Below are 12950 nucleotides of genomic sequence, written 5' to 3'. Positions count from 1 at the left end.
CTCCTCCTTTCTTACTTCTTCAGGCGGGGGTCCAGAGCGTCACGCAGGCCATCGCCGAACAGGTTCAGGCAGAGAATCAGGATGCTCAGGATGGCGGCAGGAATAAACAAACGGTAGGGATAGCTCTGCAGGCCGCTCAGGCCATCGGAGCACATGGAGCCCAGACTGGTCATGGGGGCGGAAACACCCATACCCAGGAAGGAAAGGAAGGACTCAGTGAAGATGGCAGAGGGGATCTGCAGGAAGGTGGTGGTCACGATCTGGCCCACACAGTTGGGCAGCAGGTGGCGCTTGATAATGCGCCCGCCCTTGGCACCCAGAGCACGGGCAGCGGTGACGTACTCCTGCTGCTTGAGCTGGAGAATCTGGCCGCGGATGATACGGCTCATGGTCACCCAGTACAAAAGGCCAAAGGCAATGAAAATAGCGATGAGGTTGGGGCCCAGAATGGTGACCATGTTCTGGAAGAAACCGTCGCCCGAGTTCTGGAAATCCTCCAAAATGGGCTTGAGGGTAGCGCCCAGCAGCAGGATGATGAGCACCTCAGGGACAGAGTAGATGATCTCCACGATACGCTGCATAACGGCGTCCACCTTGCCGCCGCAGTAGCCGGAGATGGAACCATACAGCGCACCGATGACCAGCACGATGAGGGCACAGCAGATACCCACGATCATGGACACACGGGCGCCAATCATGGTACGCACCATAATGTCGCGGCCGTGCATATCGCAGCCGAACACATGGGGGAAGACAAACTCGCCATTGGCCTTGCGCTGCAGTTCCTCGTCGGTATAACCAAAGAGGTGGGGCTTCAGTTCCTGTGTGCCGCCAGCCTTGATCTTGGCCCGAATCTGGGCCTCCTCAATGCTGGTCAGCTCGCGGCCCTCAGCCTCAGCCTCGGCCCGGGCCGCCTTAATGGCAGCATCCGGGTCCTGGGCCATTCTGTCCTCCAGAGAGTAGTGCCAGGGGTGCAGGTTGTTGGCGCCGCGGATCTGCTCATCGTAGCCGTAGGGCACAATCATGGGGCCCACAAAGGCAAACAGGGCAATCAGGATCACGATGACCATGGCCACCATAGCCACCTTGTTGCGGCGCAGACGGCGCCAGGCGTCCTTCCAGTAGGACACGCTCTTGCGGTCCTGAATAAAACTCTCCTTCTCCTGTGCGCTGGCCGGCTCAAAAGCATTGTCGGGCAGCTTGTTCCAGTCCAGGATATCCTCAATGTCAGGCTGCAGGGAGCCAAGGACTTTTTTATGTTTACGAGCAGCCAACTCAGTTCCCTCCCTTGCTCAGATTGATTCGAGGATCCACCAGCTTGTACAGCAGGTCGGCCAACAGGTTCATCACAATAACGAAAGCCGCCAGGAAGATGGTGGTGCCCATAATGATGGGGTAGTCACGGGCCTGAATAGACATTACAAAGTAGCGGCCCAGGCCGGGGATGGAGAACACCTTCTCCACCACAAAGCCGCCGCACAGGGTAAAGGCAATCTGGGGGCCCAGGTAGGTGATGACGGGGATCAGGGCGTTGCGCAGGGCGTGCTTGAAGATGATCTTCTTGTTCTTCAGACCTTTGGCCCGGGCCGTCTTGATGTACTCCTGGTTGATGGAGTCCAGCATGGCGGTACGGGTCTGACGGGACAGGTAACACATGGGATAGAAGCCCAGAGCGGCGCAGGGCAGTACATAGCTCTGCCAGCTGCCGTCAAAGCCGGTTGGGAATATCTTGAATCCCTCAATGCCGCCGGTAAATACGTGTAGCAATATGGTTGCTACCACGAATCCCGGCATGGAGATACCTATGGTACATATTACTCGTAATAGGCTGTCCACCCAGGTACCTCGTTTATATGCGGCCAGACAGCCCAATGGGACGCCCACCAATATGGCCCAGCTGATGGCAATGATACCGATCTTAGCAGACAGGGGGAACATGGTGGTGATGATGTCCAGCACCGGCCGGTCCTTCTGCATCTTGATGGAGTTACGGAAATCGCCGTGGGCGATATCCCCCAGATAATAGCCCAGCTGGACAATGACCGGCTTGTCCAAACCGTACTTCTCATTCAAGGCGTCGATGGTGGCCTGAGATGGGGTCTTCTCAGACAGCCAGGGATTGCCCGGAATGGCGTTCATGAGGAAAAAAGTGAGGCAGATGACGATGAACAGGGTAATCACTGCCATCAGCACTCTTTTCAAAACATATTTTGCCATTTCTTCACTTCCTATACCAGTCTCTGTTCGTTTTCCGTGAATGCCCCACAATAAACGTCTGTTTATTTTATCGTAATTAACACCTTCCGTCAAGAGTTCTGCCGCCTGAATTTGATGGAATCGCCGTCAAATCTTGCAGCTGTCCTTGTCAGAAAGACACTTTTCTGCATAATTGTCCATTTCATTCTTCGACACCGGATGCTTTCTTCCCTTGTATCGCCTGCTTTTCGGCACTTTTTCTCGCTAATGCGATGAAATTCGCTTATAAATATTCACGTTTTTGCCCTGCATATTCATTTTAACGGAATTCCTGCAAAACCCCGGCTTTGAATCTTGCCCCACCGTCTGGTTGCAAAACCCATGCCAGGATAAAGAAACGCGGACAGATGAGGGACCATCCCCCGTCTGTCCGCGTCCATCTTTGAACGCTGTGTTCTGTTTTGGAGCCGGTCAATCAAAGCCCAGGCCCATATAGCCATGGGTCTCCTCCCCCCACAGGGCGCCCTTCTCCCGGTCATACCACTTGACCATGCCGAAGGGCTGGAGATAGCTGCCCTGCATCCCGTCCCACTGGGCCGGGGTGCGGACGAAGCACCGCTGACCGGGCATCTGGGCGGCTAGGGCCGCCAGGCCACGGGGCATATGCTCCGGCGGCAGCAGCAATTCCTTAAAAAGAACGCTCTCCTGGTTCAGGTATTCGGCGGCGGCACAGCCCTGGAACTCTCCCACGGTGACGCGGTACAGACCGCCGCCGGTGATCTTACCCATTCCCTCCTGATAGCGAATCAGCTCCTGGCTGTAGGAGACAAAGGGCAGGCCTGCCAGCGCCGCCTCCCGGATGGCGTTGTACTCCGCCGGGCTGACGGGTTCCACCTTGTCCTCCGGGAAGGTGGGCGCGGCCATGCTCCGCAGCAGCTCCACCTTGCGGGTAAAAAAGCCGGGCAGATAGCCCACCATGCCGAAAAATTTAAAGAGCCCAGCCTCGGCGGGCACCACAGTCACGCAGTCAGCCCCCCGGGCCTTCAAAAACTCGTCCACATAGAGCAGAAGCTGCCGGCCATAGCCCTTGCTGCGCACATTGGGGTCGGTAGCCAGGGCGTAGACATACCAGGCGGAGGCGGTGCCGCCGTCGGGCAGGTGGATGGTCTGAGGCAGCAGGGCCAGCATGGAGGCCAGCTTCCCGTCCTCCAGCAGCAGGAGGGTGTCCTCCGGCCGCCAGCAGCATTCATAGAACCAGTCGATATAGCGGGGGTCCTCCCCAAAGGCGGCCCGCCACAGGTCCTTCTGGGCCTGGGCCTCGTCGGGCCGGGAGGGACGGATCTCTACCATAGGAACACTCCTCTCTGTTTCAGGCAAGAGACAGAACACGGCATTTGTGCCGCAAATCATTCTGCCCCAGTATGCCGACATGATATCATGGCCTCCGGAAATTGGCAAGGGAAATCCGGCGAACCGGTCCGGAAGCAGGAAAATGGGCGGCCAAAGGCCGCCCATTCAACGATTTATTGCTGCTCCACCAGCATGAGGCAGCCGTCCTGATCGTACTTGAGCCGCTGAACCTCCGCCTTGGTATTGCGGATGATGTCGTCCATGCGGACGCTCTCGGTGACGGTGGCCACAAAGGTGTAGGCCACGCCGTGGCGCTTGGCACGGCCGGTACGGCCGATGCGGTGGGTGTAGTTCTCCATCTCGTCAGGCACGTCGTAGTTAAACACCGCGTCCACGTCGTCGATGTCCAGGCCACGGGCGGCCACGTCGGTGGCCACCAGCACCTTGATCTCGCCCTTTTTAAACTTGTCCAGGGTCTTTTCACGCACCCGCTGCTGGATATCGCCGTGGATGGCCTGGCAGGAAATTCCCCGCATCTGGAGCAGCCCGGCCAGCCGGTCGGTCATGTTCTTGGTGTTGCAGAAGGCAATGGCCCGCTCGTACTCCCCGTGGGTGATGAGGGCCACGATGGTGTCCAGTTTCTTCTCCCGGCCGTCCAGGTCGATGCGGTACTGGGTGATGTCGGGCTTGGACTCCTCCACCGGGCGGACGGTGATCTCAATGGGGTCCCGCTGGTACACCCAGGAGATGTCCATCACCTCCCGGCTGATGGTGGCCGAGAACATTCCCAGGTTCTTCCGGTGCTTCAGCTGGTCCAGGATACGGGTCACGTCCCGGACAAAGCCCATATCCAGCATCCGGTCGGCCTCGTCCAGCACCACCGTCTCCACCTTGTCCAGCTTGACGGTGCGCCGCTTCATGTGGTCCATGAGGCGGCCGGGGGTAGCCACCACGATCTGGGGGCGCTTCTTCAGGGTGTTGATCTGCTTGTCGATGGGGGCGCCGCCGTAGAGGCACACGGTGCGTACCCCTTCCTTAAATTCGCACAGGTCCCGCAGCTCCTCCTGGATCTGCACTGCCAGCTCCCGGGTGGGGGCCAGCACCAGGGCCTGCACATCCTGGTTGTCCGGATCGATGTGCTCCACCATAGGGATGCCGAAGGCAAAGGTCTTGCCGGTACCGGTAGGGGCCTTGGCGATCACGTCCTTCCACTCCATAAAATAGGGAATGGCGCCCGCCTGGACCGGGGTGGCCTGGACGTAGCCCTTCTTGTCGATGGCCTTCATGACCTCAGGGGACAGGCCCAGGTCGGCGTAGTTGACGATCTCGTTGACCTGCTCGCCGTTGATTTCCATGGGTACAAAACTTCCTTTCCGTTTCAGTCTGCCTGATTCAAGGTCCCCACAGGCATCGAAACTCCCTTTCGTACCCAACGCCCTCTTTCCCCGGGGCGCGACCTCAAATCGTACCGAAAAAGTGTATCATATCCGGGGAAAAAATGCAATCCTTTCACCCTGGAGGGGGCTCATGCCGGCAGAAAACCGGCGGGCGGCCATAAAGGCCGCCCTTACAAGTCAGTTATCTTCGCTACTCTCTTCTGCTGAACCGTACTCCGCACTCCAGATTTCTAACGCCTCTTTGATACCATGAAGCATACCACGATAATAGTAGTACCGACAACAACTGTGCAAATAGTTTGCCTCGCTCTTCAAATACTGCTCTAGCAGTTCGCCTGTTTCATCGGTCAATCTCCGCCGAAGTGCTGTCAGGTCCCGCTCAAGCGCCACCAGTACCTGTGTCGTTTCCCAGTTATATGGGCCTTTCCCAACACCAAACGGAGGGCATTGTTCATAGGCAGCCTCCCAATCCATTGCATCACCCCCCGAACGTCTTACTATTTGTCTTACATACTTATATCACAAATTGTATTACGTTGTAAATGACAAAATGTAAGACATGGTGATACTATGGCTAAATTTAAACTGCCCGCCGTTCCCGGCACCACCTCCAAAACCATCCGCTTTCCCAATCAGATCCTGGAGGAGGTTGAGAAAGCCATTCAGGGAACTGACTGCAACTTCTCCCAGTTTGTCATTGAGGCCACCCGGGTGGCGCTGGAAAACCTGAAGGAGGAGGACCATCCGCAGTCCTCCACATAAAAAAGGACGCACCGCGCTGCGGTGCGTCCTTTTCCTCTTATTACGCCCGTTTGGCGGCCAGGGATACCCAGCCGTTCTGCTCCCGGCGGCGGATGATGTGCAGGCCGTTGCGCTCCAGGGCGGCCTCCACCTCGGCGGAGCGGGTGTCGATGATGCCGGAGCACAGGAACACCCCGTCCTCGGTCATCCACTCCCCCGCCTTGGCGGACAGGGGCATGATCACGTCGGCCACGATGTTGGCCAGTACCAGGGGGTAGCGCTGCTGGCCCAGCTCCTTCACCAGAGCCTGGTCGGAGAGCACGTCGCCCGCCCGGACGGTGTACCGGTCCTTGCCGATGCCGTTGAGCCCGGCGTTCTCATAGGCCACGTCCACCGCCTTAGGGTCGATGTCCACCGCCACGGCGGTGGAGGCCCCCAGGGCCATGGCGGCGATGGACAGGATACCGCTGCCGCAGCCCAGATCCAGCACCGGCTGGCCGGGTACCACATACTCCTCCAGCCCCATGAGGCACAGCTGGGTAGAGGCGTGGTTGCCGGTACCAAAGGTGAGGCCGGGGTTGAGGTACACCGGGGTGCGTCCCTCCAGCGGGGTCTGATCCCGCTCCCACTCAGGGACGATCCACAGCTTCTCGCCCACGGTCATGGGCTTATAATACTTCTGCCAGGAGTGAGCCCAGTCGTTGTCCCCCAGGGATGCGGTGGTGTAGGGCTTGTCGATGCCCTCCAGCCAGCGCGCCAGCTGGGCCTTGCCGTCTGCATCGTCGGTGACATAGAACTTGACCCGGCACACACCCTTCATCCGCTCCATCAGGTTCTCGTCCACATAGTCCCAGTACTGACGGTTCTGCTCCAGGAAGGTCTTGAAGTCCTCTTCATCCTCAATGGCGAAGCCGGTGACGCCGTTGGCGGTGAGCCGGGCACACAGGCCGTCCAGTTCCTCCTCGGTGGTGTCCAGCACCACTTCCAGCCACTTGATATCCTCCATCAGCGCTCACTCCCCATAAAGAAGAGGGCCACGGTGCCCGGGCCGGAGTGGGCGCCGATAACGGGACCCACATAGTTGATGACGATATCCTCCACCCCAAAGCGGGCCCGGATATCATCAGCCACCTTCTGGGCGTCTGCCAGGCAATCGCCGTGGCTGATGAAGATGGACTGACCCTTCAGATCCAGCACGGTCTGCTCCATGTGGTCCACCAGGGCCTTGAGGGAGGCGTTGCGGCCCCGGGCGGTGCCTACCTTAATGAGGTGGCCCTCATTGTCCACGTGCATCACCGGCTTGATGGACAGCATGGTGCCCAGCACAGCGGTGGCGGCGGAGATGCGGCCGCCCCGCTTGAGGAAGTGGAGGTCGTCCACGGTGAACCAGTGGCACAGGTTGAGCTTGTGCTCCTCGGTCCAGTCCCGTACCTCCTCCATGGTCTTGCCCTGCTTTTTCAGGTTGGCGGCATACCACACCAGCAGGCCCTGGCCCAGGGAGGCGCACAGGGTATCCACCACATACACCTTCCGGTCGGGATACTGCTCCATCAGCTCCCCGGCGGCGATCTGGGCGGAATGGCAGGTGGCGGACAGGCCGGAGGAGAAGGCCAGCACCAGCACGTCCTTGCCCTCCTTCAGAATGGGCTCCATGGCCTCGGTATAGTCGGCCACATTGACGGCGGCGGTGGTAGCCATGGCGCCCCCCCGCAGGCGGGCATAAAAATCCGCCGGGTCGATGTCCCGGTTGTCGGGATAGTTGAAGTAGGTCTTATCCTCCATAGTGAAGGACAGGGGAATCACTTCCACCCCCAGCTCGGCCACCAGCTCGGCGGTCAGGTCGGCGGAGGAGTCGGTCAAGATCACATATTCTCCCATTGTTCAGAGAACCTCCATCGTTGTTAAAATCTGAGCGGTATTCAGTCTTTTTTCTTCTTTTCTTTTTCATTGGGGGGCTGTTTGGCCCGCAGCAGTTCCAGAATACGCTGGCAGGCCAGTTTGTCGGCGTAGCTGCGCAGGGCCAGCGCCAGGGCCAGGCCGGGCAGGTCCTCCTCCCCGGCGGTGGGGTCCAGGGACCCGGCGGTCACGTCCAGGGCCCGGTCCAGCTCCATGCGGAACTGCTCGTACAGCTCCTTGGGCTCCCGCCCCTGAGCTGCCGCGGCCAGCAGCAGACCGGCGTCCTTCACCGACAGCACCTGCTTGAGGGCGCACAGGGCTGTGAGGTAGGCCAGGTGGGTGCGGGAGTACCGCTTGCCCTCCGCCCGGGGCATGGCCCCATCTTTAATATAATTATTCACCATGGCGGAGGTCAGGGCCTCCCCCTCTCCATAGTGGATCAGCTGGCGGGGCATATAGTTGATGAGCTGGTCCATATACAGCCCGATATCGGGGAAACCCTCCCAATCTACCGGCCGTTCCCCCTCCAGCCGCTCCTTTAATGCGCGGATCTCTTCCAAGGTGGGCCTCCTTTCTGGTTTTCAAAACCATATCTAAACATATCGCTGTCATTATACCACATCACTTTCCCGGAAGTAAACCCTTTCAGGTGCTGAAAACAGGCCTGTTTTCTCACATAACAGCATTATGTGACCCTTTTCACCCACCTGCGGGCACGGAGAGAGACCGGCTGAAAACTTCCAGGTTTTTTGTGGGGTTTGACGAATGAATAAATATTGCATTTATTTGCATACGGTGTATAATAAGAGACACCTAATTCAAGGAACGCAATGAGGATCGCGTGAAACGCAATGAATAGGAGAGAATACATCATGAAGAACTTCAAGAAGCTGGCCCTCATGGGCCTGACCGCAGTCATGTCTCTGTCTCTGCTGGCCGCCTGCGGCGGCGGCAACAGCGGCAGCGCCGAGACCCCCTCCGGCAACACCGAGACTCCCGCCGCCTCCGGCGAGTTCACCACCGTGGAGGCCGGTAAGCTGATCATGAGCACCAACGCTCAGTTCCCCCCCTATGAGATGGTGGGCGACGGCGAAGGCTACGAGGGCACCGGCTATGAGGGCATCGACGTGGAGATTGCCTACGCCATCGCCCAGAAGCTGGGCCTGGAGCTGGTCGTGGACAACATGGGCTTTGACGCCGCCCTGCAGGCTGTGCAGACCGGCAAGAGCGACATCGTCATGGCCGGCGTCACTGTGACCGATGACCGTCTGGAGGTCATGGACTTCTCCGACACCTACGCCAACGGCATTCAGGTCGTCATTGTCCCCGAGAACTCCGACATCGCCACCATCGATGATCTGGAGGGCAAGCTGATCGGCTGCCAGATGGGCACCACCGGCTACATCTACTGCTCCGACACCCCCGAGAACGGCGGTTACGGTGAGGACGCCGTGATCCCCTATGACGACGGCGCCGCTGCCGTGCAGGCTCTGATGAATGGTCAGGTGGACTGCGTAGTCATCGACAACGCTCCCGCCCAGGAGTATGTGAAGGCCAACCCCGGTCTGAAGATTCTGGACACTGAGTTCGCCAACGAGAACTACGCCATCGGCTTTGCCAAGGGCAACACCGCTCTGAAGGACGCCGTCAACGCCGCTCTGATCGAACTGGTTGAGGACGGCACCGTGCAGTCCATCATCGACAAGTATATCCCCGCTGAGGGCTGAGACAACCAACAAATCCGTGTTCAACTGAAAAGGGCGGCCTTCGGGCCGTCCTTTTTCGGGTCGTATTTGGCAGAAGGTAAGAAAGGAGAATCTCTGTGAACTGGGCGCAACTCTATGAGTCCCTGGGACAGCAGCTGAAAGACGGCGTGGACTTGCCCTGGTGGCAAGACGCCTTCGTGGGCATTTACAAGGCCTTCTTTGAGGAGGACCGCTGGCAGTTCTACCTGGACGGCGTGCTGACCACCCTCTGGATCACCGCCTTGGCACTGATCCTGGGTATTGTGCTGGGCGTTGTGGTGGCTGTAATCCGCACCACCCACGATCAGCAGCGTCTGGGCCGGCACAACCCCGTCCTGGGCGTACTGAACGTGATCTGCAAAATCTATGTTACCATTATCCGCGGCACCCCCATGATGGTCCAGCTGCTGATTATGGGCTTTATCATCTTTAAAAGCAGCCGTGAGTACACCCTGGTGGGCACCCTCACCCTGGGCATCAACTCGGGCGCCTATGTGGCCGAGATCGTCCGCGGCGGCCTGATGAGCGTGGATATCGGCCAAAGCGAAGCCGGACGGTCCCTGGGCCTGAACTATCTGGACACCATGCGCTTTATTGTCATTCCCCAGGCCTTTAAGAACATCCTGCCTGCTCTGGGCAACGAGTTTATCACCCTGTTTAAGGATACTGCTCTGATCTCCGCCATCGGCGGCAAGGAGCTGGTCTATGCCGCCAAGTCCATCGGCAGCAAGACCTACGATGTGATGTATCCCTATCTGGGCATCGCCATCATCTATCTTCTGATGGTCATGCTCTTCACCTGGCTGCTGGGTATTCTGGAAAGGAGGCTGCGTCAAAGTGATAGACGTTAAACATCTGTCCAAGTCCTTCGGGGACCATCTGGTGCTGGACGACATCTCCGAGCACATCTATCCCGGGGAGAAAGTGGTCATCATCGGGCCCTCCGGCTCGGGTAAGTCCACCTTCCTGCGCTGCCTCAACCTGCTGGAGGCCCCCACCAAGGGCACCATCACCTTTGAGGGCACCGCCATCACCGATCCCAAGACCAACATCGACCTGATCCGGCGGCAGATGGGTATGGTGTTCCAGCACTTCAACCTCTTCCCCAACATGACCATCCGGAAGAACATCACCCTGGCTCCCGTCCGCACCAAGCTGATGAGCCAGGCCGAGGCCGATGACACCGCCACCGCCCTGCTGAAGCGGGTGGGTCTGGAGGAGAAGGCGGACGCCTATCCCGCCCAGCTCTCCGGCGGCCAGAAGCAGCGTATCGCCATTGTCCGGGCTCTGGCCATGAAGCCCAAGGTGATGCTGTTCGACGAGCCCACCTCCGCTCTGGACCCCGAAATGGTGGGCGAGGTGCTGGAAGTCATGAAGCAGCTGGCTGACGAGGGCATGACCATGGTGGTGGTCACCCACGAGATGGGCTTTGCCCGGGAAGTGGGCAGCCGGGTCCTCTTTATGGACGGCGGCCATGTGCTGGAGCAGAACGAGCCCCACGCCTTCTTCGCCAACCCCAAGGAACAGCGCACCATCGAATTTTTGTCCAAGGTGCTGTAATCTGCCACGTCCCCCGGTACAAACTGTACCGGGGGACCTTTTCCGTTTCTTTTTCACCGGTCGGCTTTGACAAGCTGGGCTTTTTGCGCTATAATGGCACACTATCTTCCCAAATGACCGGAGTACCATACTATGATGAATCGTGAACAAATCCTTTCCCTGCTGCGCAAGGACCGGCTGTGGCAGGCGGTCTTTCTGCTTTTGACCCCCTTTACCGCCGTGTGGCTCATGCAGTTTACATACGGAGCCAATCCTTTTGCTCTGACCTTCCCCGTACTGGTGGCCAACGCCCTGTGCGTGGCTCTGCTGTTCTGGCTGCTGTGCGCCCTGGTGGGGCGCATTGCCCCCTGCACCATCGGCATCCACATCGCCGCCGGGTCCTGGGGCGCCGCCAACTGCTTCGTCAACACCTTCCGGGGCACCCCCATCCTGCCCTGGGATTTCTCTGCCCTGGGCACCGCCGCCAGCGTGGCGGGCAACTACCACCTGTTCCTCACCTGGCAGATGGGAGTCGCCATCTTTCTGGCCGCCGCCCTGGTGGTATTCCTCCACCCGGAGCGGCGCAAGGCCCGGCTGCGGCTCACCACCCGCAAGCGCCTGCCCCTGCGGCTGGCCTGTCTGGCGGCGGGGCTGGCCTGCCTCATGTTCCTGCTGCCCTCGGAAAAGCTGGAGAAGCTGGGGGTCAAGACCGACGTGTGGAATCAGGCGGGGGCCTACCGCACCGGCGGCTGCCTGGCCGTCTTTTACCGCAACACCGAGTTTCTGGAGGTGGAGGAGCCGGAGGGCTACTCTCCGGACAACGTGGATACCCTGCTGGAGGGGGTGGAGCCTCTGGACCCGGCGGCGGTGTCGGTCCAAAAGCCCAACATCATCGCCATCATGAACGAGTCCTGGGCCGACTTTGAGTCCTACGGCAACCTGCAGCTCAGCGAGAGCGTCACCGACTACATCCGCTCCCTGGACAATTCCATCTTCGGCCACACCTATACCTCGGTATTCGGGGCGGGTACCAGCGCCAGCGAGTTTGAGTTCCTCACCGGCAACACCATGGCCTTTCTGCCCTCGGGCAGCATTCCCTACCAGCAGTATGTGCTGGGGCCCACCGCCTCTCTGGCCTCCCTGCTGAAGGCCCAGGGGTATGACACTCTGGCCTTCCATCCCGGCGCGCGCACCTCCTGGCAGCGCAATCAGGCCTATCCCCAGCTGGGCTTTGACCAGTTCAAGTGCGTGGACGACATGGATGTGGCCCAGGCCATGGAGCACGGCTATGTCAGCGACCAGTCCGACTTTGAGCAGGTTATCTGGGAGTTTGAGCACAAGGAGAAGGACGCCCCCCTCTTTCTGTTCAACGTCACCATCCAGAACCACGGCAGCTACACCGCCCAGGACTATCCGGCCCAGGTCACCCTCACCGACCAGCCGGGCAAGTATCCCCAGGCCGAGCAGTACCTCACCCTGGCCAACAAAACCGACCAGGCCTTCCGCACCCTGGTGGAGTATTTCCAGAGCCAGGAGGAACCCACCATCATCCTCATGTTCGGCGACCACCAGCCCTCGGTGGAGCAGGGCTTCCTGGACAAGGCCTACGGCGTCACCCAGGACCAGATGAACATGAATCAGTACATGGGCAAGTATGAGACGCCCTTCGTCATCTGGGCCAACTACCCCCTGCCGGAGGAGGGGCCGGAGATTACCAGCCTGAACTTTTTGAGCCTCTATCTGCTGCGGTACGCCGGCATTGAGGGTACGGTGTACGACGGCTATCTGTGGCAGCTCCAGCAGCAGCTGCCCGCCCTCACCTTTGTGGGCTATATGGACACAGCCGGGCAGGCCCACAGCCATCTGGAGACCAACGACTACGCCGCCCTCATTGAAGACTACCAGCAGGTGCAGTACAACAACCTGTTTGGAGGGGGCGGACGGCGAAGCGCCGTCTTTGATCCATAAGTCAAAACCTCCGGCTAAGCCGGAGGCTTGAGTAGGCCCTATAAGGGCCTGATACGGACGAAGCCCCTTAAGGGGCCCCGAAAGGTTTGCCGACTGCATTTCTTTCTCGGGCTACCCC

13 protein-coding genes are annotated in these 12950 nt (G+C 59.3%); 5 read left to right on the top strand and 8 right to left on the bottom strand.

From position 1 onward, the window contains the following. Positions 1-11: 11 nt before the first annotated feature. The 5 genes from B5F94_RS11225 to B5F94_RS11205 form a co-directional block, all read right to left on the bottom strand. The gene (locus B5F94_RS11225; RefSeq protein WP_087330205.1) at positions 12-1274 is read right to left on the bottom strand and encodes an ABC transporter permease; all 1263 of its coding nucleotides are present in this window, start codon (positions 1272-1274) and stop codon (positions 12-14) included. Between the two features lies 1 nt (position 1275). Continuing rightward, positions 1276-2217, bottom strand: coding sequence for an ABC transporter permease (locus B5F94_RS11220; protein WP_087330203.1), 942 nt, complete (start codon positions 2215-2217; stop codon positions 1276-1278). A 450-nt stretch (positions 2218-2667) separates the two neighbouring features. Next, a complete protein-coding gene (locus B5F94_RS11215) occupies positions 2668-3546 on the bottom strand; it encodes a GNAT family N-acetyltransferase (protein WP_087330201.1) in 879 nt (292 codons plus the stop codon). A gap of 173 nt (positions 3547-3719) precedes the next feature. Next, on the bottom strand, positions 3720-4901 hold the full coding sequence (locus B5F94_RS11210; RefSeq protein WP_087188483.1) for a DEAD/DEAH box helicase: 1182 nt from the start codon (positions 4899-4901) through the stop codon (positions 3720-3722). A 219-nt stretch (positions 4902-5120) separates the two neighbouring features. After that, a complete protein-coding gene (locus B5F94_RS11205) occupies positions 5121-5417 on the bottom strand; it encodes a hypothetical protein (RefSeq protein WP_087330199.1) in 297 nt (98 codons plus the stop codon). Between the two features lie 96 nt (positions 5418-5513). Here B5F94_RS11205 and B5F94_RS11200 point away from each other — a divergent pair, with 96 nt between their 5' ends. After that, complete coding sequence (locus tag B5F94_RS11200; protein ID WP_087330197.1) at positions 5514-5705, top strand: YlcI/YnfO family protein; 192 nt, start codon at positions 5514-5516, stop codon at positions 5703-5705. A gap of 40 nt (positions 5706-5745) precedes the next feature. Here the strand turns inward: B5F94_RS11200 and prmA are convergent, their stop codons facing one another. From prmA to B5F94_RS11185, 3 genes are read right to left on the bottom strand one after another with little or no spacing between them, the layout of a single operon-like run. Further along, positions 5746-6690, bottom strand: a complete 945-nt coding sequence (gene prmA, locus B5F94_RS11195; RefSeq protein ID WP_087330195.1) for a 50S ribosomal protein L11 methyltransferase — start codon at positions 6688-6690, stop codon at positions 5746-5748. After that, positions 6690-7562: a DegV family protein gene (locus B5F94_RS11190; RefSeq protein WP_087330194.1), complete on the bottom strand. Its 873-nt coding sequence runs from the start codon at positions 7560-7562 to the stop codon at positions 6690-6692. The genes prmA and B5F94_RS11190 overlap by 1 nt, the downstream gene beginning before the upstream one ends. Positions 7563-7603: 41 nt before the next feature. After that, positions 7604-8140, bottom strand: a complete 537-nt coding sequence (locus B5F94_RS11185; RefSeq protein ID WP_087188486.1) for a DUF1836 domain-containing protein — start codon at positions 8138-8140, stop codon at positions 7604-7606. 312 nt (positions 8141-8452) lie between these two features. On the opposite strand from B5F94_RS11185, the gene B5F94_RS11180 reads away from it, so the two are divergent. The 4 genes from B5F94_RS11180 to B5F94_RS11165 all read left to right on the top strand — a co-directional run bounded on the left by B5F94_RS11180 (position 8453) and on the right by B5F94_RS11165 (position 12832). Then, the gene (locus tag B5F94_RS11180; RefSeq protein WP_087330192.1) at positions 8453-9307 is read left to right on the top strand and encodes an ABC transporter substrate-binding protein; all 855 of its coding nucleotides are present in this window, start codon (positions 8453-8455) and stop codon (positions 9305-9307) included. Positions 9308-9453: 146 nt separating this feature from the next. Further along, positions 9454-10176 carry an amino acid ABC transporter permease gene (locus tag B5F94_RS11175; RefSeq protein WP_343212821.1) on the top strand — a complete coding sequence of 241 codons (723 nt, stop codon included), beginning with the start codon at positions 9454-9456 and terminating at the stop codon, positions 10174-10176. Continuing rightward, a complete protein-coding gene (locus B5F94_RS11170; protein WP_087270697.1) occupies positions 10163-10885 on the top strand; it encodes an amino acid ABC transporter ATP-binding protein in 723 nt (240 codons plus the stop codon). Before B5F94_RS11175 ends, B5F94_RS11170 begins: the two co-directional genes overlap by 14 nt. A 132-nt stretch (positions 10886-11017) precedes the next feature. Further along, on the top strand, positions 11018-12832 hold the full coding sequence (locus B5F94_RS11165) for an LTA synthase family protein (RefSeq protein ID WP_242965663.1): 1815 nt from the start codon (positions 11018-11020) through the stop codon (positions 12830-12832). Positions 12833-12950 lie beyond the last annotated feature (118 nt).

The sequence above is a fragment of the Flavonifractor sp. An4 genome (genome assembly GCF_002161755.1).
GTDB classification, from domain to species: Bacteria; Bacillota; Clostridia; order Oscillospirales; family Oscillospiraceae; genus Flavonifractor; species Flavonifractor avicola.
Note: the sequence above shows the minus strand (reverse complement) of the source record. Positions and strands in the feature narration are given on the sequence as shown.

Bases quoted from the DNA above. Each gene is read 5' to 3' on its own strand.
- B5F94_RS11220 (WP_087330203.1), bottom strand. From the start codon at position 2,217: ATGGCAAAATATGTTTTGAAAAGAGTGCTGATGGCAGTGATTACCCTG.
- B5F94_RS11215 (WP_087330201.1), bottom strand. From the start codon at position 3,546: ATGGTAGAGATCCGTCCCTCCCGGCCCGACGAGGCCCAGGCCCAGAAG.
- B5F94_RS11210 (WP_087188483.1), bottom strand. From the start codon at position 4,901: ATGGAAATCAACGGCGAGCAGGTCAACGAGATCGTCAACTACGCCGAC.
- B5F94_RS11205 (WP_087330199.1), bottom strand. From the start codon at position 5,417: ATGGATTGGGAGGCTGCCTATGAACAATGCCCTCCGTTTGGTGTTGGG.
- B5F94_RS11200 (WP_087330197.1), top strand. From the start codon at position 5,514: ATGGCTAAATTTAAACTGCCCGCCGTTCCCGGCACCACCTCCAAAACC.
- prmA (WP_087330195.1), bottom strand. From the start codon at position 6,690: ATGGAGGATATCAAGTGGCTGGAAGTGGTGCTGGACACCACCGAGGAG.
- B5F94_RS11190 (WP_087330194.1), bottom strand. From the start codon at position 7,562: ATGGGAGAATATGTGATCTTGACCGACTCCTCCGCCGACCTGACCGCC.
- B5F94_RS11180 (WP_087330192.1), top strand. From the start codon at position 8,453: ATGAAGAACTTCAAGAAGCTGGCCCTCATGGGCCTGACCGCAGTCATG.
- B5F94_RS11165 (WP_242965663.1), top strand. From the start codon at position 11,018: ATGATGAATCGTGAACAAATCCTTTCCCTGCTGCGCAAGGACCGGCTG.